The sequence below is a fragment of the Streptomyces sp. NPDC037013 genome (assembly GCF_055607265.1).
In genome coordinates, this window is the sequence record NZ_JBVJRV010000006.1 from 626,347 (window position 1) to 645,491 (window position 19,145).

The window sequence follows — 19,145 nt, forward strand, 5'->3', positions numbered from 1 at the left end:
TGGTCGTCGTGCCGGAGCTCAAGCCTTGGCAGCGGCCTCGACAGCTTTTGAGACAGCTGGCAAAGCCTTCCGCCACCAAGCCCGCCGGGTTCCCCGGGAGGCTCTCGACATGGCAGCTCACGGCTGGGTCCGCCGCATTCGGCCTGGTCATCGCGGTCGGGGCGGTGGCCGCGGCCGGCCCTTGGGACTCCACCGGTCAGCGTACGGCGGAGCGGGACCTGGCCGCTTCCCAGGAGGCCCGGGGTGGTGCAGATCACGCCGGTCGCGGGCCCGGCGGGGAGCCCGGCGCGGCCCCCAGCGCCCCGTCGGTGCTCACCGGGCTCGGCGCGCCCGCGGGCGTGGCGCCCGCGCCGACCGACCGCGCCCTGGCCGACGTGCTCGACCCGCTCCTGAAGGATCCGGCGCTCGGGCCCGAGCGGTCGGCCGTCGTACTGGACGCGGCCTCGGGCAGGCGCGTCTACGGCAAGGGGGCGGACGAGGGCCTCACCCCCGCGTCGACCATCAAGATCGCCACGGCGGTCGCGGCGCTCTCCGCGGCGGGTCCGGACCACCGCATCACCACGAAGGCGCTCATCGAACCCCCGTCCGGTTCGTCCGGCGCGCCGGACGTCCTCCTGGTCGGCGGCGGCGACCCCACGCTCACCGCCCGCAAGGACGGCCGCTACACCGACACCGCGGCGAGCCTGCGCACCCTCGCCGAGGACACGGCCCGCTCCCTGAAGAGCCGCAAGATCGACGAGGTCAAGCTCTCGTACGACACCTCGCTGTACTCCGGCCCCGACCAGCACCCCATCGGCCCCAACGAGAACATCACGCCGGTCAGCGCCCTGATGGCCGACGAGGGCCGCCTCGACGACTCCTCCAGCGGGCCCGCGCCGCGCACCGGGGACCCGGCGGGCGACGCGGCGAAGAAGTTCGCGGGCTTCCTCAAGGACCACGGCGTCAAGGTCACCTCGGACCCCGGCCCCGCCAAGGCCTCCGACCGCGCCGAGTCCCTCGCCAAGGTCGAGTCGCCGCCCCTGTCGGCCCTGGTCGAACGGATGCTGACGCACAGCGACAACGACATCGCCGAGGCGCTGGCCCGCCAGACCGCCATCGCCACGAAGGAACCGGCGAGCTTCGCAGGCGCGGGCACGGCGGTCCACGCCCAGCTGGAGAAGTTGAAGCTCCCGCTGGCCGGCACCAAGTTCGCCGACGGCAGCGGCCTGGACCGCGCCGACCGCGTCTCCGCCGACCTCCTGGCCACGCTCCTGGACCGCGCCGCCGACCCGTCCCGCCCCGGCCTGCGCTCCGTGGTGACGGGCCTGCCCGTGGCGGGCTTCACCGGCACGCTCGTCGACCGCTACCCCGAGGACTCCCCGGGCACCGGCGTCGTCCGTGCCAAGACGGGCACGCTCACGGGCGTGAACAGCCTCGCGGGCACGGTGGTCGACGCGGACGGCCGCCTCCTGGTCTTCGCCTTCATGACGACGGGCACGACGGACCCCCCGGCAGCGCAATCGGCCCTGGACCACATGGCCTCAACAATCGCCAACTGCGGCTGCCGCTGACACCCCCGAACCCCGACCGAGCCGAGGCGCCGCCCCCCCAAAGCCCCGGCCCGCCAAACGCCGACCGAGCCGAGGCGCCGCAAAGGGGCGCGGGGAACTGCGCGAGCAACCACACCCCACCCGCACCCGACAAAGACACACCACGCCACCCCACCCCACCCCACTCCCATCCCCCCACCCCCTAGGGGCCAAGCTCCCGGCTCCCGGGGCAACGTCAGGGGTGCAAGCCCCTCCACCAGAGGGAGCGACCACGTACCGTTGACGCATGACGAGCATCGGTGGTGCGGAGATGGTCGACTGGAACCTCGCGGTGGCGACCGCGACCCGGCTCGTACGGCCGGGCCCAGAAGTGAGCCGCGACGAGGCACGCGCCGTCGTCGCCGAGCTCCGTCGGCACGCCAAGTCCTCGGAGGAGCACGTCCGTTCCTTCACGAAGATGGGGACGGAGGAAACGCACGACACACCGGTCCTCGTGGTCGACCGGGCCGGCTGGATCCGGGCCAACGTCGCCGGTTTCCGGGAGATCCTCAAGCCCCTCCTCGACAAGATGCAGGACAAGCGCGGCGGCGGCCCGGGCGGCGCCGTCCTCGGTGCCGTCGGCGGCAAGGTGACCGGCGTGGAGCTCGGCATGCTCCTGTCCTTCCTCGCCTCCCGCGTCCTCGGCCAGTACGAGACCTTCGCCCCGGCCACCCGCGACCTCCCCGCCGGGTCGAACGGCGGCGGCAGGCTCCTGCTCGTCGCGCCGAACATCGTGCACGTCGAGCGCGAGCTGGACGTGGACCCGCACGACTTCCGGCTCTGGGTCTGCCTCCACGAGGAGACGCACCGCACCCAGTTCACCGCCGTGCCCTGGCTGCGCGACCACCTCGAAGGCGAGATCCAGTCGTTCCTCGGCGAGACCGAGGTCGACCCGATGACGTTCCTCGAGCGCCTCAGGGAAGCCGCCCAGTCGGCCGTGAGCGGCCGCGGCGAGACCGAGGGCGACGAAGAGGCGTCCGACGGAGGCCGCTCCCTCGTCGAGCTCGTGCAGAGCCCCGCCCAGCGCGAGATCCTCGCCCGGCTGACCGCGGTGATGTCCCTCCTGGAGGGCCACGCCGACTTCGTGATGGACGGCGTGGGCCCGGACGTGGTGCCGTCGGTGGGCGAGATCCGCGAGAAGTTCAAGGAGCGGCGGGCGCGCGGCGCGAGCCGCCTCGACCAGGCGCTGCGCAAGCTCCTCGGCCTCGACGCGAAATTGCGCCAATATCGGGACGGGGAGCGCTTCGTGCGCGCGGTCGTCGACCAGGTCGGCATGGACGGCTTCAACCGCGTCTGGACCTCGCCGAACACCCTGCCCACGAAGGCGGAGATCGCCAAACCGGCGGACTGGGTCGCGAGGGTGCACCGTAAGGGAGACTGACAGGCCGGATGCGGCCGATGGCAGGAGAACGCCCCCGCAATCACCCGTCCGAGGGACCGTAGGCGATGGGTAGGCGTGCAATGCTCGGGGAACGGCTCGGCTCTGTCACCATCGACACACTCTGAGTGACCGAACTCCAGGTGGAGAAGGACCCCGGTGGGTCCGGATCCTCCCGGTGGGTCCTGAGTGACTGGTCCGAGGCTCACCCCCGAACTTCATGAAGGGAACCGGACATGGGTCCCCATCCTGCGGTCGCGGCGATACGCCTGGCGGTCCGCCGCGTACTCCACGACGTACTGACAGACGTACAGCGCAGCTCCGAGAACGCCCCCCCAAGGCCCCCGCACGAGCAGCCGCCGACGCCGCTCGTGCTCGTCGCGTGCTCCGGCGGTGCCGACTCCATGGCACTCGCCTCCGCGCTCGCCTTCGAAGCCCCCAAACTCGGCATCCGGGCCGGCGGCATCACCGTCGACCACGGCCTGCAGCCCGGGTCCGACCTGCGTGCCGCCGAGGTCGTCGTGCGCCTCACCGCGCTCGGCCTGGCCCCGGTCGACTCCGTCGCCGTGCGCGTCGGCCGGGACGGCGGCCCCGAGGCCGCCGCCCGCGACGCCCGCTACGCGGCCCTGGACGCCGCCGCCGAGCGGCACGGCGCGGCCGCCGTACTGCTCGGCCACACCCGCGACGACCAGGCCGAGACGGTGCTGCTCGGCCTCGCCCGAGGCTCCGGGATCCGCTCCCTGTCCGGGATGGCCGAGACCTCGGGGGTCGCCGGCCGTTACCGCCGCCCCTTCCTGCAGATCGACCGGCAGACGGCCCGCAAGGCCTGCATGGTCCAGTCGCTGCCCGTCTGGGACGACCCGCACAACGCCGACCCGGCGTACACCCGCTCCCGGCTGCGCCACGAGGGGCTGCCCGCCCTGGAGAAGGCGCTCGGCAAGGGCGTCGTCGAGGCGCTCGCCCGGACGGCCCAGCTCTCCCGGGACGACGCCGACGCCCTCGACGCGTGGGCCGCCCAGGCGGAGGCGACCGTGCGCGACGCCGCGGGCCTGCTGGAGTGCGCCAAGCTCTACGCCCTGCCGCCCGCAGTGCGCCGCCGCATCGTGCGCCGGGCCGCCATCGAGGCCGGCGCCCCCGCCGGCTCGCTCTTCGCCCGGCACATCGAAGAGGTCGACCGTCTGATCACCGGCTGGCGCGGTCAGGGGGCCATCAATCTCCCGGGCAAAGTCGTGGCCCAGCGGCAGGGTGGCAGACTGGTGATCCGGCAAGGCTGAGAGAGCCCCGTGTTGGTTGCGGGCCCTGTCGGCCGGTGGGACGACCGAAAGTGATGCGGGTGGACGCGAAAGACATGGGCACCGACCTCAAGTCGGTGCTCATCACCAAGGAAGAGATCGACGCGAAGCTGGCCGAGCTGGCCGCCAAGGTCGACGCGGAGTACGCGGGCAAGGACCTGCTGATCGTCGGCGTCCTCAAGGGCGCGGTGATGGTCATGGCGGACCTGGCGCGTGCGCTGTCCACCCCCGTCACGATGGACTGGATGGCCGTGTCGTCGTACGGCGCGGGCACCCAGTCGTCCGGCGTCGTGCGGATCCTCAAGGACCTGGACACCGACATCAAGGGCAAGCACGTCCTGATCGTCGAGGACATCATCGACTCCGGTCTGACGCTGTCCTGGCTCCTGTCGAACCTCGGCTCGCGCGAGCCCGCCTCCCTCGAGGTGTGCACGCTGCTGCGCAAGCCCGAGGCGGCGAAGGTCGCGATCGACGTGAAGTGGATCGGCTTCGACATCCCGAACGAGTTCGTCGTGGGGTACGGCCTCGACTTCGCCGAGAAGTACCGCAACCTCCCGTTCGTGGGCACGCTCGCCCCGCACGTCTACGGCGGCTGACCCCTCTCGGCCCGGTCCGGGACGCGCTGCCCACGACGTCGGGGAACCCTCACCCGTTTCCCACCGTTGAAGCATGCGAAGGCGGTATTGCCAGCAGTCCCAGGCGGCTTCGGGTCACAATGCTGGGGTACCGTCCGAAGAACAGTCTTTATCAAACTCACTATGGCAGGAGGGACGGGGCGTCATCGCTCCGTATGGATGGACGTGAAGCGATACTTCCGTGGGCCAGTCATGTGGATCGTGCTGGCCGTCCTTGCCGTGGTCGTGTTGATGCAGGTCGTCGGCTCGTCCGGTGGCTACAAGACGGTGGACACCGGCCAGGTCGTCCAGGCGATCAACGACAACAAGGTCGAGTCGGCCAAGATCACCACCGGTGACGAGCAGATCATCAAGGTCGAGCTCAAGGATGGCCAGAAGGTCAAGGGCAGCAGCAAGATCCAGGCGAGCTACATCGGCGACCAGGGCGTCGACCTCGCCAAGTCCCTGCAGTCCAAGTACCAGACCAAGGACATCCCGGACGGTTATACCGTCTCGCCGTCGAAGCAGAACCCCTTCGTCGGCATCCTGCTCTCCCTGCTCCCCTTCGTCCTCATCGTCGTCGTCTTCCTGTTCCTGATGAACCAGATGCAGGGCGGCGGCTCCCGGGTCATGAACTTCGGGAAGTCCAAGGCCAAGCTCATCACCAAGGACACCCCGAAGACGACCTTCTCCGATGTGGCGGGGTCCGACGAGGCGGTCGAGGAGCTCCACGAGATCAAGGAGTTCCTCCAGGAGCCGGCGAAGTTCCAGGCCGTCGGCGCCAAGATCCCCAAGGGCGTGCTCCTCTACGGCCCGCCCGGTACGGGTAAGACCCTTCTGGCGCGCGCCGTCGCCGGTGAGGCGGGGGTCCCCTTCTACTCGATCTCCGGTTCCGACTTCGTCGAGATGTTCGTCGGTGTCGGTGCCTCCCGTGTGCGTGACCTCTTCGAGCAGGCCAAGGCGAACGCCCCGGCGATCGTCTTCGTCGACGAGATCGACGCGGTCGGCCGCCACCGCGGCGCCGGCCTCGGCGGCGGTCACGACGAGCGCGAGCAGACGCTGAACCAGCTGCTCGTCGAGATGGACGGCTTCGACGTGAAGGGCGGCGTCATCCTGATCGCCGCCACGAACCGGCCCGACATCCTCGACCCGGCGCTGCTGCGCCCCGGCCGTTTCGACCGGCAGATCGCCGTCGACCGCCCGGACATGCAGGGCCGTCTGGAGATCCTCAAGGTCCACCAGAAGGGCAAGCCGGTCGCCCCGGACGTGGATCTGGGCGCGGTGGCGCGTCGTACGCCCGGTTTCACCGGCGCCGACCTGTCGAACGTGCTGAACGAAGCGGCGCTCCTCACGGCGCGCAGCGACAAGAAGCTGATCGACAACCACGCGCTCGACGAGGCGATCGACCGCGTCGTGGCCGGTCCGCAGAAGCGGACCCGGATCATGTCCGACAAGGAGAAGAAGATCACCGCGTACCACGAGGGCGGACACGCCCTGGTCGCGGCGGCCTCACCGAACTCGGACCCGGTCCACAAGATCACGATCCTCTCCCGCGGCCGGGCCCTGGGTTACACCATGGTCCTGCCCGAGGAGGACAAGTACTCGACCACGCGCAATGAAATGCTCGACCAGCTCGCGTACATGCTGGGCGGGCGCGCGGCCGAGGAGCTCGTCTTCCACGACCCGACGACGGGCGCGGCGAACGACATCGAGAAGGCCACGGCCACCGCACGCGCGATGGTCACGCAGTACGGCATGACCGAGCGGCTCGGCGCGATCAAGTTCGGCGGGGACAACACCGAGCCGTTCCTCGGGCGCGAGATGGCGCACCAGCGGGACTACTCGGAAGAGGTCGCCGCGCTGGTCGACGAAGAGGTCAAGAAGCTCATCGAGACCGCGCACAACGAAGCGTGGGAGATCCTCGTCGAGAACCGCGACGTCCTCGACAACCTGGTCCTCCAGCTCCTGGAGAAGGAGACCCTCGGCAAGGAGCAGATCGCCGAGATCTTCTCGACCATCGTGAAGCGCCCGGCCCGCCCGGCGTGGACCGGTTCCTCCCGGCGTACGCCGTCGACCCGCCCGCCGGTGCTCTCCCCCAAGGAGCTGTCGCTGACGAACGGTGCGAACGGCGCCACCCCCGCGGTGACCGCCGGCCCGGAGCAGCCCATCGAGGTGGCCCCGGAGGACCGCCCCGAGAGCTGACCCCGAGCGCCTCAGCAGGCCCGGAATGGATGCCGCGCCCCCCTGGTTCTAGCCTGGGGGGCGCGGCTTGTTTTGTACGCCCGCAGAAGGCACGCTCACCCCCGCGCAGGCAGGCGCGGGACGCACAGGAACGAGGCACAGATGACCGACCCCGTGAGGCTCGACGGCGAGGGCTCGATCGGTGAGTTCGACGAGAAGCGGGCCGAGAACGCCGTGCGTGAGCTGCTGATCGCCGTGGGGGAGGACCCCGACCGCGAGGGTCTGCGCGAGACCCCGGGGCGGGTGGCGCGTGCCTACCGGGAGATATTCGCGGGGCTGTGGCAGCGGCCCGAGGACGTCCTGACGACGACGTTCGATCTCGGCCACGACGAGATGGTCCTGGTGAAGGACATCGAGGTGATGAGCTCCTGCGAGCACCACCTGGTCCCCTTCGTCGGCGTCGCCCACGTCGGGTACATCCCGTCCACCGACGGCAAGATCACGGGACTGTCGAAGCTGGCGCGGCTGGTGGACGTGTTCGCCCGCCGTCCGCAGGTGCAGGAGCGGCTGACCACGCAGATCGCGGACTCGCTGATGCAGATACTGGAGCCGCGCGGTGTGATCGTGGTCGTCGAGTGCGAGCACATGTGCATGACGATGCGCGGGGTGCGCAAGCCCGGCGCCAAGACGATCACCTCGGCGGTGCGCGGGCAGCTGCGGGACCCCGCGACGCGCAATGAGGCGATGAGTCTGATCATGGCCCGCTGAGCCGGAACCTCTTCGGCTGATCCTCCCAACTTCCCCGTTCGGGACGGGGGTTGTGGCGGAAAGCGCTGGAGGCCGCGGGCGGTGACCGAAAGACTGTGTTCATGACGAACGCAGGAACGAATACAGGCGCGAATACAGGTACGCGGTCGCTTCCCACCCGCAGCCTCGGCGGCCTGGAGGTCTCCGCCCTCGGCTACGGCGCCATGGTGCTCTCCCCGGGGGTCTACGGCGAGATCGACGACGAGCGCGGCGAGCGCGCGCTCCTCGCCGCGGTCGACGCGGGCGCCACGATCATCGACACCTCCGACGGGTACGGCGCCGACGGGCACAACGAACGCCTCATCGGCAGGGCCCTCAAGGGGCGCCGCGAACAGGTCGCGATAGCCACCAAGTTCGGGTTCCGGCTGCCGGAGGGCGTGGAGCCGCACCCCTTCCCGATCGGTTACGCCTTCGGGGAGCTGGCGGTCAACGGCGAACCCCGGCACGTACGCGGCTACGCCGAGGCGAGCCTGCGCGGTCTGGGGACGGATTACATCGATCTCTACTACCCGCACTTCCCGGACCCGCAGGTGCCCTTCGAGGACACCGTGGGCGCGGTCGCCGAACTGATCGAGGCGGGCCTCGCACGGCATCTGGGGCTCTCCAACGTGACGGCCGGGCAGTTGCGGGCCGCGCACGCCGTGCACCCCGTGGCGGCCGTGCAGATCGAGTGGTCGATGTGGAAGCCCGCGGACCCCGAGATGCTCGCGACCGCCCGTGAGCTGGGAGTGGGTCTGGTGCCGTGGTCACCGCTCGGCGCCGGGTTCCTGACCGGCACGGTCGGCCGGGTCGAGGAGGGCGACTTCCGGCAGAACGCGCCGCGCTTCGACGCGGCGAACCTGAAGGCGAACAACGACCGCTTCGCGCCGGTGCGGGGCGTCGCCGAGGAGCTGGGCATCACCCCGGCGCAGCTGGCGCTCGCCTGGCTGCTGCACCAGGACCCGAACGTGGTGCCGATCCCCGGCAGCCGTACGCCGAAGCACATCGAGGAGAACCTCGCGGCGGCGCACATCCGGCTGGAGGCGGACGTCCTCGCGCGACTTGACCGGATCCTGGGGGAGACGCAGGTCGAGGGCGGGTCGCTGCTGTAAGGGCCGCTGAGCGCCCTCCGGGGCTTCCGGGACTCCCGGGCCCCCGGAGTGGGTGCAGGGGCTCTCGGTGGCGCGCAGGGGCTCTGGTGGAGCGGCAGGGCGGCCCGGGGCGTGGTTACGCCGCCGCGGCCGTCCCGCCGTCCTGGTCGTCGTCCTCGGGGAGCTTGCAGACCCGCTCCATGAAGAAGCCGGCCGCTATCACCGCGATGCCCATCAGGACCGAGAGCCCGGCGTACACCGCCTGGTCGCGGCGGGCCGGGATGTCGAGGAGCTCGAGCAGGAAGAGGCCCGTGCCGCCGTACATCCCGGCGACGAGCGCCGCGACCAGAGCGCTGGCCTGGCCGAAGACGACGGCGCGGGCGGCCATCAGCGGCTCGACGCCCTTGGCGCCGGGGCGGCGCTCACGCTGGGCGCGCAGCCGGGAACGCAGCGAGAGCGCCGTCGCGAGCAGCACCACGGCGATGACCGCGAGCACGATGGGCGCGGCCAGCGGGACGCGGGGCAGCGTGCCCACGGAGTTCCACAGCCGGGCGCCGGACCAGGACAGCACGCCGGCCGCGAGGAAGAGGCCGACCAGCGTCCTGATGCGCAGTTGCTTCACGGGTGACCCTTCATCGCTTGCTTACCTCGACCGCCTTCTCCAACGACTACTCCGGCAGGCGGAGTTCCAGGTCGGAGCGGGCGGCGACACCTTCGCGGGGGACGGACTCGAGGAGCTGGGCCACCGGGCCCCGGCCTGCCAGCTGGGCGTTCGGATCGACATCGTGCCAGGGCACGAGGACGAAGGCACGCTCATGCGCGCGCGGGTGGGGCAGCGTGAGGACCGGGTCGTCGGAGATCACGTCGGCGTAGGCCACGATGTCGACGTCGATCGTGCGCGCGCCCCAGCGCTCGTCGCGGACGCGGTGGAAGGCCTCCTCGACCGCGTGCGCGCGCTCCAGGAGCGAGGCGGGCGGCAGGGTCGTCTTCACCACGACGACCGCGTTGAAGTACGAGGGCTGGCTGCCCGGGTCGACGCCCCACGGCTCGGTCTCGTACACCGGGGAGACCGCCTTGACGCGCAGGCCGGGGGTGTCCTCCAGGGCGTCGACGGCGCCCTGCAGCGTCTCCAGGCGATTGCCGAGATTGCTGCCGAGGGAGATCACGGCACGCTGGGGGTTGGACAGGGTGGTGTCCGCCGCGTCCACCTGCGCGACCACGGAGGTGGGCACCGGCTGGACGGTGGGGTCGCTCTGACCCGCTTTGAAAGGCGCAGTCATACTCGGCTCCGGGTGATGGTGACGGTCACGTCGTCGAACGGCACGGTGATCGGGGCGTCCGGCTTGTGGACGCACACCTCGACCTCCAGGACGCCGTCGTGCTTGAGACACGCCTGGGCGATGCGCTCGGCGAGCGTCTCGATGAGGTCGACGGGCTCGCCCTCGACGACGCCCACGACCTCTTCGGCCACGACTCCGTAGTGCACGGTCTTCGCCAGGTCGTCGTCGGCCGCGGCCGCTCGCGTGTCCAGACCAAGCACCAGGTCCACGATGAAGGTCTGGCCCTCTTCGCGCTCCCGCGGATAGACACCGTGGTGCCCGCGGGCCTTGAGGCCGCGCAGCGCGACACGATCCACGCGAATCACTCCTGCAATCGTCGGTATCGGCAGGCCTGCACCGAGTGCGGTCGGCACACCAGCCTCGATCGAATCTACCTGCGGGCACCGACAGCACTCGCCCGCGGGGCCCGCGGACCGCCGCGGCACGGGCCGGTCGAGCCGCGTTCCGGCCGCGGCTCGTGGCCGGCGGCCGCCCTTGGCCGACGGCCTGTGATCCCAGCCACTTCCCTGCGCCTACCCACTCAGGAGCCGCCCCCACCCTCTCAGGAGGGTGTCTCGTCGCTCTCCTCGTCGTCGGTCTCGGCGAGCACGGGTGAGGCGTGGTGCGACCACAGTTTCCAGCCGTCGGATGTGCGGCGGAACACATTGGTGGCGACCACCAGCTGTCCCACGAGCGGGCCGAGCTCGCCGCCGCCCTCCGGGGGCGGGCCGCCGCTGAGGATGTTCTCGGTGCAGGTCACCAGGGCGGTGTCGCCGGCCACCCCGACCTTCAGGTCGGTGAGGAAGAACTGGATGTACTCGGTGTTCGCCATGATCAGCGCGTACGACCTGAGGACCTCACCGCGGCCCCGCAGCACCGGCCAGCCGGGGTGGACGCAGGAGACCGCGTCCGCGTCCGTCTCCGTGGCCTCGGCGCCGTCGGCGTCCTCGGCCGGCTCCTCGGCGCCGTCGCCGTCCGCGCCGGAGTCCAGCCACAGGTCGGACACCTCGTCGAAGTCGCCGCGCTCCAGCGCTTCGTAGAAGGCGGTGTTGGCGAGCTCGACCTGCTCGATGTCGGTCCTGGCCGCGGTCACGGCCGGCCGCCCGCCGCGCCCGTGACGGCCCGGGCGACCCGGACCGCGTCGGCCGTCGCCCGCACCTCGTGCACCCGGACCGCCCAGGCGCCCTGGTGGGCGGCGATGGCGGAGACCGCGGCGGTGGCGGCGTCGCGTTCGCGGGCCGGTGGCGGGGCTCCCTCGGGGCCCGCGAGGACCCGGCCGAGGAACCTCTTGCGGGAGGCGGCGACCAGGATCGGGTGGCCGATCCCGCAGAGCCGGTCGAGACCGGCGATGAGCGCCAGGTCGTGCTCGGCCTCCTTGGAGAAGCCGAGGCCGGGGTCGACGACGATGCGCTCGGGGGCGATGCCGCCCTCGATGGCGGCCGCCACGCGTGCGTGCAGCTCGGTGACGACTTCGGAGACCACGTCCTCGTAGTGCGGCCGGGCGTGGATGTCGGTGAGGAAGCCGCGCCAGTGCATGACCACGAAGGGTGCTCCAGCGGCGGCGACCGCCGGGACCATGCGGGGGTCGGCGAGGCCGCCGCTGACGTCGTTGACCAGGACGGCGCCCGCGGCGAGCGCCTGCTCGGCGACGGTGGCGCGCATGGTGTCCACGGAGACCGTGACGCCCTCGGCGGCCAGGCCCCGCACGACGGGGACGACGCGCTTGAGCTCCTCGTCCTCGTCGACGCGGGTGGCGCCGGGACGGGTGGACTCGCCGCCGACGTCGACGAGGTCGGCGCCCTGCGCGACCAGGTCGATGCCGTGCTTGATCGCGGCGGTCGTGTCGAACCAGCGGCCGCCGTCGGAGAAGGAGTCCGGCGTCACGTTCACCACGCCCATGACCGCACAGCGGTCCCACTCCGGCAGCCCCTGGACCGATCCCCGCCCGCGCAACGTACTCATGCCTCCAGCCTAGGCCCGCGAGGACGGCCGCTACGCCGCCTGGACCTCGCGTTCCGCCGAGTGGTGCGGGCAGGGGCGGCGCTGGGGCGTGCCCTTGCGCAGGAAGCGGGGGAGCGCGAGCGTCACGAAGCCCTCGGCCTGCATGGCGGCGAAGCCGATGCGGGGCAGGTCCTTGCTGGAGCGGTAGACGACGAAGCGGGGCTCCCAGCGGGGCCGGAACTTCGCGTTGAACTTGTACAGGGATTCGATCTGGAACCAGCGCGAGAGGAAGACGAGCAGCCCGCGCCAGGCGCGCAGGACCGGGCCCGCGCCGATCTTCTCGCCGCGGGCGAGGGCCGCGCGGAACATCGCGAAGTTGAGGGAGACGCGCGCGATGCCGAGCTTGGGGGCGGCCTGCAGGGCGGCGACGATGAGCAGCTCGTTCATGCCGGGGTCGGCCGAGCGGTCGCGGCGCATGAGGTCGAGGGAGACGCCGTCCTTGCCCCACGGAACGAAGTGCAGGACGGCCTTCAGGTCACCGTAGGAGCCGGGGGCGGCGTCCGCCTTGTGGGCGGTGGCGATCAGACAGTCGCCGTCGTTCGGGTCACCGATGCGGCCGAGCGCCATGGAGAAGCCGCGCTCGGTGTCGGTGCCGCGCCAGTCGTCGGCGGCGCGCTGGATCCGGGCGAGCTCCTGTTCGCCGAGGTCACGGATGCGCCGTACGCGCGTCTCGTAGCCATTGCGCTCGATCCGCTTGACCATCTGACGCACGTTGCGCATCGCACGCCCGGACAGGGAGAAATCCGCGACGTCCACCACCGCCTCGTCACCCAGTTCGAGGGCGTCCAGGCCGGTTTCGCGGGTCCAGACCTCGCCGCCCGTCTCGGAGCAGCCCATCACGGCCGGCGTCCAGGAGTGCGCCTTCGCCTCGTCCATGAAGCGCTCGATCGCGCCCGGCCAGGCCTCCACGTCGCCGATCGGGTCGCCGCTGGCGAGCATCACCCCGGAGACCACGCGGTAGGTGACGGCGGCCTTGCCGCTGGGGGAGAAGACGACGCCCTTGTCGCGGCGGAGCGCGAAGTGGCCGAGGGAGTCGCGGGCGCCGTGCTTGTCGAGCAGCGCGCGCAGCCGGGTCTCGTCGTCCTCGGTCAGGCGCGCCGCCGGGTGTTCGGGACGGAACGCAAGGTAGATGGTGGTGAGGGCGGTCAGCATGCCGAGGGCGCCGAGGGAGAAACCGACCGTCCAGGACGTGCGTCCGTAGTAGTCGACGGGCCCTTCGAAGCCGAAGAGGCCGTACAGGACGTGCTCAAGGCGGTCCGTGATGCTCGGGTCGCCGATGACCTTCCCCGGGTGGACGCTGACGATCACCAGGCCCAGGACGATCGAACCGGCGCCGAGGAGGACGAAGTTGGCGAGTGCCCGCCACCGGCTGCGCGGGTCGGGCAGGGCCGTGAACTCACTCCGATGGCGCAACAGGAGCGCGAGAAGCGCGAGCGAGATCACCACGCCGATGACCGAGTGCCGGTACGCGAACTGGGCCACGGCGCCCACCGGAAGGAGCACCACGGCGGCCCGCCAGGCCCGCCGCTTGTGGCGCCGCAGACCGTGCGCGAGCATGAGCAGCAGGACGCCCGTGCTGAGCGCCATGGCGGCGGCGAACGGGCCGAGCGCGCCCGGCAGCACCTCGGCGATCGCGTGCATGCGGCTGTGCCGGAAGCGGGGGAACACACCTGCCGCGACGTTCAGCAGGCCGACGAGCGCGCAGGCTCTGGCGACGAGTGCCGGCACGGCCTCCGGCCGCGGGCCGCGCAGCATCCGGTGGAGTCGGCTGTCGCGGTGGCGCTCCTCACTGCCCGGAACCCCGCCCGACATTTCCCCATCTATCCTGACAGACATCGCATCCCGTAGTTCTGCGAGAGACCTTGAATCCGGTGCCAAAAAGGCATCCGGCAACATTGCGCCCTCTAGGACGGTCCTTCGGGGATACGGGTTCATTCCCGACCGGAAACCGCTGGAAAACTCCGGCAAGACCCCCGGCAGTCGCCGGCAGGGCTCGCGCCCGGGTCCGGTCACGCCGCGGCATCCGCCCGGCAGAGGTAGAAAGCGCAGGCAGAACACCCCATGGGTCTCACGAGCAACAAGGTACTCGCCTTTGCGGTCTTGCTGGCCGTACTGCTCTTCGTCGGCACGATCTGGCTCTGGCCGCGGCTCGCCCGCCGTAGCTGGAAGGCGGTCACCGGCCGCGTCGGGCTGCTCCTCGCCACCCAGCTCGCGGTCTTCGCGTCGGTGGGCCTGGCGGCCAATCAGGCGTTCGGCTTCTACGCCACCTGGGCCGACCTCTTCGGCCAGGAGACGGCCCCCGGAGTGGTGGTGGACCACGATCCGGCCAAAGGAGCGGGCCCCGTCAAGGTCGTCGACACCCAGACCGTGAACGTGCCGGGCGGCAGCCGGCCCGTCCTCGGGGGCCAGATCCAGAAGGTCGAGATCAGCGGCGAAGAGTCCGACATCGCGAGCCCGGCCTACGTCTACCTGCCGCCCGAGTACTTCCAGCCGCAGTACAAGAACCGCAGGTTCCCCGCGACCGTGGTGCTCACCGGCTACCCCGGCACCGCGGAGGCGCTCATCAAGGGGCTGCACTACCCGCAGACCGCCCACAAGCAGGCGGCCGACGGCACGATGCAGCCGACGATCCTCGTCATGATGCGGCCGACCGTCGCGCCGCCGCGCGACACCGAGTGCGTGGACATCCCCGGCGGACCGCAGGCCGAGACGTTCTTCGCCAAGGACCTGCGGGGAGCGGTGGCGGACCACTACAGGGTGGGCCTGAAGGCCGCGAACTGGGGCATCATCGGCGACTCCACGGGCGGCTACTGCGCCCTGAAGCTCGCCGTCCACCACCCCGACGCGTACGCCGCGGGGGCGGGCCTCTCCGCGTACTACAAGGCGCCCATCGACGTCACCACCGGCGACCTCTTCCACGGCGACAAGGAGTTGCAGAACCGCGCCGACCTGATGTGGTACCTCGACCACATGCCGCCGCCCAAGACGTCCCTGCTGGTGACCAGCAGCAAGAAGGGCGAGAACAACTACCGGGACACCCTGAAGTTCATCGACAAGGTGAAGGCGCCCACGCGCGTGTCGTCGATCACGCTCGAAAGCGGCGGGCACAACTTCAACACCTGGCGCCGGGAGATCCCCGCCTCCCTGCAGTGGATGAGCGGGCGGCTGAGCGCCGACTGACGGTCAGTCGGCGCCGATGGCCGTCACCGACTCGAGCTCGACCTCCGCGCGCGCGATGTCGCGTGCCTCGGCCGCCGTCGAGCGGCGCAGCGCCTCGTGCAGCCGGGCCGGGGTGAGCACGCCGAGGAAGCGGCCCTCGCTGTCCTTGTCGATGACCGCGATCCAGCCCGCGTCGTGCTGGAGCATCGTCGCGAACGCCTGCTTCAGGCTCGCCCCCACCGGAAGCCACGCCTCCATGCGGCGGGCGTGCTCGCGGACCGTGCCGCCGCCCACGCGCGCGTGCTCGGCCGAGATCCAGCCGTGCAGGTTGTTCCCGCCGTCCAGGACGACGGCCCAGCGGGCGTCGAGCTCCTTGGGCAGCGGGTCGTCGAGGTGCACCACGGGCGGCTGTTCCAGGTCGCCCTCCTCGATCGGCGTCACGGAGAGCCGCTTCAGGCCGCGGTCCGCGCCGACGAAGTCCGCCACGTACTCGTTGGCAGGCGCGCCGAGGACCGTCGACGGGGTGTCGAACTGCTCGATGCGCCCCTCGCCGTAGACGGCGATGCGGTCGCCGAGCCGGACCGCCTCCTCGATGTCGTGCGTGACGAAGAGCACGGTCTTGCGCACCGCCTGCTGCAGGCGCAGGAACTCGTTCTGCAGGTGCTCGCGGACCACCGGGTCGACCGCGCCGAAGGGCTCGTCCATCAGAAGCACCGGCGGGTCGGCCGCCAGCGCCCTGGCCACGCCGACGCGTTGGCGCTGGCCGCCGGAGAGCTGCTCGGGGTAGCGGTCGCCGAAGACCGCGGGGTCGAGGCCGACCAGGTCGAGGAGTTCGGCCGCGCGCTCACGGGCCTTGCCGCGCTTGACGCCGAGGAGGTGCGGGACGGTCGCCGTGTTCTCCAGCACCGTCTTGTGCGGGAAGAGGCCGACCTGCTGGATGACATATCCGATGCGGCGCCGGAGTTGGACGGGATCGATTCCGGATATGTCGTCGCCGTCGACGGATATCCGGCCCGAGCTCGGTTCGATGAGCCGGTTCACCATTTTCATCGTCGTCGTCTTGCCGCAGCCCGACGGGCCGACGAGCGTGACCAGTTCACCCTCGGCCACCTCGAAGGACAGGTCGTCGACGGCCGTGGTGCCGTTCGCGTAGCGCTTGGTGACGTGCTCGAACCGGATCATGGTTCCCCATTGTGGAGGGCGGTGGCGGGCTTTGCGTAAAGGCCGTGTTGCGGCCGTACAACGAGTCTCTGCGATTGTCGGTGCCTCGCGTTAGGGTCGCCAGACACGGGGGGACGTGTGTACGGCATACGTCCGGGGATTCGGGGGAGGTGGGGCGCGTGGCCGAGAAGAACTGTCTGGTGACGAACGACTGGATCTGCGGGGAATATCTCCGCAGCCGCAGCCAGGAGTTGACCGACGCGACCCTTCAGCACGTGGGCATCACCGCCGCCTCCGTGGCGATCGGCGTCGCGGTGGCCCTGCCGCTCGCGCTCCTCGCGCGCCGTTTCCGCTTCCTCGCCGGACCGATCCTCGGCGTGACGACCGTGCTCTACTCCGTCCCCTCGCTGGCGATGTTCTCGCTGCTCCTGCCCTTCTTCGGGCTCTCCGCCTCCCTCGTCGTCACGGGCCTCGTGCTGTACTCGCTCACGGTCCTCGTCCGGAACATCCTGGCCGGCCTCCAGGCCGTCCCAGAGGAGGCGCGGGAGGCCGCGAAGGGGATGGGGTACGGGCCGTTGCGGCTGCTGTGGGAGGTGGAGCTGCCGCTCGCGCTCCCCGCGCTGCTTGCCGGCGTCCGCATCGCCACGGTCTCCACGGTCGCCCTGACGACCGTCGGCGCCATCGTGGACTACGGCGGCCTCGGCACCCTCATCCTCGACGGCCTCGACACGACCTTCAAGGCCCAGGTGCTCACCGCGTCGGTGCTCTGCGTGCTCCTCGCCGTCGTCGCCGACCTGCTGCTCCTGGGGCTCCAGCGGTGGCTGACGCCGTGGACGAGAGCCCATCGGATACGGACGAGCCGCGCCGCCCGGAAGGCGGCCACGGCCAAGGTGGCTGAGCCTGTATGAACGCGATCACCGGGGCGTACGAGTGGCTGACCACCGACGCCAACTGGCAGGGCGAGAAGGGGGTGTGGCACCGCCTCGCCGAGCACCTGTACTTCAGCGGGGTCTGCCTCGCGATCGCCTGCGTCATCGCGCTGCCCCTCGCCCTGTACCTCGGCCACATCGGCAAGGGCGGCGCCCTCGCGGTCAACATCTCCAACGTCGGCCGTGCGGTGCCCACCCTTGCCCTGCTGATCCTGCTCACCCTCACCCCGCTCGGTGAGCACGGCGACGCGCCGACGCTGATCGCGCTGGTGCTGTTCGCCGTCCCGCCGCTGCTGACCAACGCCTACCTCGGGATGCGCGAGGTCGACCGGTCGGTGGTGGAGGCCGCGCGCGGGATGGGGATGAGCGGCCGTCAGCTGTTCGCCCGCGTCGAGCTGCCGCTCGCGTATCCGCTGGTCATGACCGGCATCCGCTCCGCCGGCGTACAGGTCGTCGCGACGGCCACGCTCGCCGCGATGGCGGGCGAGGGGGGCCTCGGCCGGATCATCACGGCCGGGTTCAACCTCCAGAACACCCCGCAGGTGGTGGCGGGAGCCCTCCTCGTGGCGCTGCTCGCACTGCTCGTGGAGGGGGTTCTGGTGGTCGCGGGCCGGCTCTTCGACCCGATGCGGCGATAGCGGCAGCGAGTTCTGATTCCTTCCTTTCGAAATGGTGGTTCACCGATGAACAGCACAACGCGTCGTGCGCGACGGATGGCAGGGGCGGCCGTGACCGTCGTGGCGCTGACCGCGGGGCTCGCCGCGTGCGGCGGGGACGATCTGGAGTCCAAGGACGGCGGCTCGGACAAGGGCGGCGGCAAGAAGGGCTCGGTCGTGGTGGGTTCCGCGCGATTCACCGAGCAGAAGGTGCTCGCCGAGCTCTATGCGGGGGTCCTGGAGGACGCCGGTTATGACGCTCAGGTCAAGACCGTGCAGAACCGCGAGATCTACAAGCCCGAACTGAAGAAGGGCTCGATCGACGTCGCGCCCGAATACGCCGCTACCCTCGCGGAATTCCTCAACCGCGAGAAGAACGGCCCGAAGGCGAAGCCGGTCGCCTCCAGCGATGTGGACGCCACGGTGAAGGCCCTGGAGAAGCTCGCGGAGCCGCAGGGGCTCAAGGTGCTCCCGGCCGGCGAGGCGGTCGACCAGAACGCCTTCGCGGTCAGCAAGGAATACGCCGCGAAGCACAAGCTCAAGACACTCTCTGACCTCGGCAAATCGGGTGAGAAGGTCAAGGTCGCGGCGGGCGACGAATGCGAGACCCGGCCGTTCTGCGCGCCGGGCCTGAAGTCGAAGTACGGCATCGACGTCACGGGAATCGACCCGAAGGGCGTCGGCAGCACCCAGTCCAAGCAGGCCGTGAAGAACGGCACGGACCAGCTGGTGCTGACCACGACGACCGACGCGACGCTGAAGAACTACGACCTCGTGGTCCTCGAGGACGACAAGAAGCTGCAGAACGCGGACAACATCCTTCCCGTGGTGAACGAGAAGGCGGCCGGTGACAAGGAGATGGCCGCGGCGCTCGGCAAGCTGACGGAGACGCTCACGACGGAAGACCTGATGGAACTGAACCGGAAGGTCGACGAGGAGCGGCAGAAGGAAGCGGATGTCGCGCAGGAGTATCTGAAGTCCAAGGGACTGATCTAGCTGTAAGGGGTGGG

Annotated in this window: 18 protein-coding genes; 11 read left to right on the plus strand and 7 right to left on the minus strand. The window is 70.8% G+C overall.

Features of this window, described 5'->3' with window-relative positions; all coding sequences use genetic code 11:
* Positions 1-47 precede the first annotated feature (47 nt).
* From dacB to ACZ7DY_RS25140, 7 genes are all read left to right on the plus strand, one after another.
* Entirely contained in the window at positions 48-1,550 is a 1,503-nt protein-coding gene (dacB, locus tag ACZ7DY_RS25110) for a D-alanyl-D-alanine carboxypeptidase/D-alanyl-D-alanine endopeptidase (protein WP_471138589.1), read from the plus strand.
* Between the two features lie 265 nt (positions 1,551-1,815).
* Positions 1,816-2,949 (plus strand): zinc-dependent metalloprotease, encoded by a 1,134-nt coding sequence (locus ACZ7DY_RS25115; RefSeq protein ID WP_471138591.1) that lies wholly within the window; start codon positions 1,816-1,818, stop codon positions 2,947-2,949.
* A gap of 233 nt (positions 2,950-3,182) precedes the next feature.
* Positions 3,183-4,220 carry a tRNA lysidine(34) synthetase TilS gene (gene tilS, locus ACZ7DY_RS25120; protein WP_471138593.1) on the plus strand — a complete coding sequence of 346 codons (1,038 nt, stop codon included), beginning with the start codon at positions 3,183-3,185 and terminating at the stop codon, positions 4,218-4,220.
* Between the two features lie 53 nt (positions 4,221-4,273).
* Positions 4,274-4,834: a hypoxanthine phosphoribosyltransferase gene (gene hpt / locus ACZ7DY_RS25125; RefSeq protein WP_055565725.1), complete on the plus strand. Its 561-nt coding sequence runs from the start codon at positions 4,274-4,276 to the stop codon at positions 4,832-4,834.
* Between the two features lie 198 nt (positions 4,835-5,032).
* Positions 5,033-7,054: an ATP-dependent zinc metalloprotease FtsH gene (gene ftsH / locus ACZ7DY_RS25130; protein WP_471138595.1), complete on the plus strand. Its 2,022-nt coding sequence runs from the start codon at positions 5,033-5,035 to the stop codon at positions 7,052-7,054.
* 141 nt (positions 7,055-7,195) lie between these two features.
* The gene (gene folE, locus ACZ7DY_RS25135) at positions 7,196-7,801 is read left to right on the plus strand and encodes a GTP cyclohydrolase I FolE (protein ID WP_471138597.1); all 606 of its coding nucleotides are present in this window, start codon (positions 7,196-7,198) and stop codon (positions 7,799-7,801) included.
* Between the two features lie 101 nt (positions 7,802-7,902).
* Positions 7,903-8,931: an aldo/keto reductase gene (locus ACZ7DY_RS25140; RefSeq protein WP_471138599.1), complete on the plus strand. Its 1,029-nt coding sequence runs from the start codon at positions 7,903-7,905 to the stop codon at positions 8,929-8,931.
* A gap of 115 nt (positions 8,932-9,046) precedes the next feature.
* On the opposite strand, the gene ACZ7DY_RS25145 is transcribed toward ACZ7DY_RS25140, so the two are convergent.
* From ACZ7DY_RS25145 to ACZ7DY_RS25170, 6 genes are all read right to left on the minus strand, one after another.
* The gene (locus ACZ7DY_RS25145) at positions 9,047-9,532 is read right to left on the minus strand and encodes a DUF3180 domain-containing protein (RefSeq protein WP_471138600.1); all 486 of its coding nucleotides are present in this window, start codon (positions 9,530-9,532) and stop codon (positions 9,047-9,049) included.
* 46 nt (positions 9,533-9,578) lie between these two features.
* Positions 9,579-10,190 (minus strand): 2-amino-4-hydroxy-6-hydroxymethyldihydropteridine diphosphokinase, encoded by a 612-nt coding sequence (folK, locus tag ACZ7DY_RS25150; protein WP_471138601.1) that lies wholly within the window; start codon positions 10,188-10,190, stop codon positions 9,579-9,581.
* Complete coding sequence (gene folB / locus ACZ7DY_RS25155; RefSeq protein ID WP_471138602.1) at positions 10,187-10,546, minus strand: dihydroneopterin aldolase; 360 nt, start codon at positions 10,544-10,546, stop codon at positions 10,187-10,189. Before folB ends, folK begins: the two co-directional genes overlap by 4 nt.
* Before the next feature lie 245 nt (positions 10,547-10,791).
* Complete coding sequence (locus tag ACZ7DY_RS25160) at positions 10,792-11,322, minus strand: nuclear transport factor 2 family protein (protein ID WP_471138604.1); 531 nt, start codon at positions 11,320-11,322, stop codon at positions 10,792-10,794.
* Positions 11,319-12,191 (minus strand): dihydropteroate synthase, encoded by an 873-nt coding sequence (folP, locus tag ACZ7DY_RS25165; protein WP_471138606.1) that lies wholly within the window; start codon positions 12,189-12,191, stop codon positions 11,319-11,321. The genes ACZ7DY_RS25160 and folP overlap by 4 nt, the downstream gene beginning before the upstream one ends.
* Before the next feature lie 30 nt (positions 12,192-12,221).
* Positions 12,222-14,042, minus strand: a complete 1,821-nt coding sequence (locus tag ACZ7DY_RS25170) for a phosphatidylglycerol lysyltransferase domain-containing protein (protein WP_471138607.1) — start codon at positions 14,040-14,042, stop codon at positions 12,222-12,224.
* A gap of 249 nt (positions 14,043-14,291) precedes the next feature.
* On the opposite strand from ACZ7DY_RS25170, the gene ACZ7DY_RS25175 reads away from it, so the two are divergent.
* Positions 14,292-15,410: an alpha/beta hydrolase gene (locus ACZ7DY_RS25175; RefSeq protein WP_471138609.1), complete on the plus strand. Its 1,119-nt coding sequence runs from the start codon at positions 14,292-14,294 to the stop codon at positions 15,408-15,410.
* 3 nt (positions 15,411-15,413) lie between these two features.
* On the opposite strand, the gene ACZ7DY_RS25180 is transcribed toward ACZ7DY_RS25175, so the two are convergent.
* Complete coding sequence (locus ACZ7DY_RS25180) at positions 15,414-16,571, minus strand: ABC transporter ATP-binding protein (RefSeq protein WP_471138610.1); 1,158 nt, start codon at positions 16,569-16,571, stop codon at positions 15,414-15,416.
* Between the two features lie 158 nt (positions 16,572-16,729).
* Here ACZ7DY_RS25180 and ACZ7DY_RS25185 point away from each other — a divergent pair, with 158 nt between their 5' ends.
* Genes ACZ7DY_RS25185 through ACZ7DY_RS25195 form a run of 3 tightly spaced genes read left to right on the plus strand, consistent with a single transcriptional unit; the run spans position 16,730 to position 19,131 of the window.
* On the plus strand, positions 16,730-17,458 hold the full coding sequence (locus ACZ7DY_RS25185; protein ID WP_471138612.1) for an ABC transporter permease: 729 nt from the start codon (positions 16,730-16,732) through the stop codon (positions 17,456-17,458).
* The gene (locus ACZ7DY_RS25190; RefSeq protein WP_471138614.1) at positions 17,455-18,117 is read left to right on the plus strand and encodes an ABC transporter permease; all 663 of its coding nucleotides are present in this window, start codon (positions 17,455-17,457) and stop codon (positions 18,115-18,117) included. Before ACZ7DY_RS25185 ends, ACZ7DY_RS25190 begins: the two co-directional genes overlap by 4 nt.
* Before the next feature lie 45 nt (positions 18,118-18,162).
* Positions 18,163-19,131, plus strand: coding sequence for an ABC transporter substrate-binding protein (locus ACZ7DY_RS25195; RefSeq protein ID WP_471138615.1), 969 nt, complete (start codon positions 18,163-18,165; stop codon positions 19,129-19,131).
* Positions 19,132-19,145: the final 14 nt, after the last annotated feature.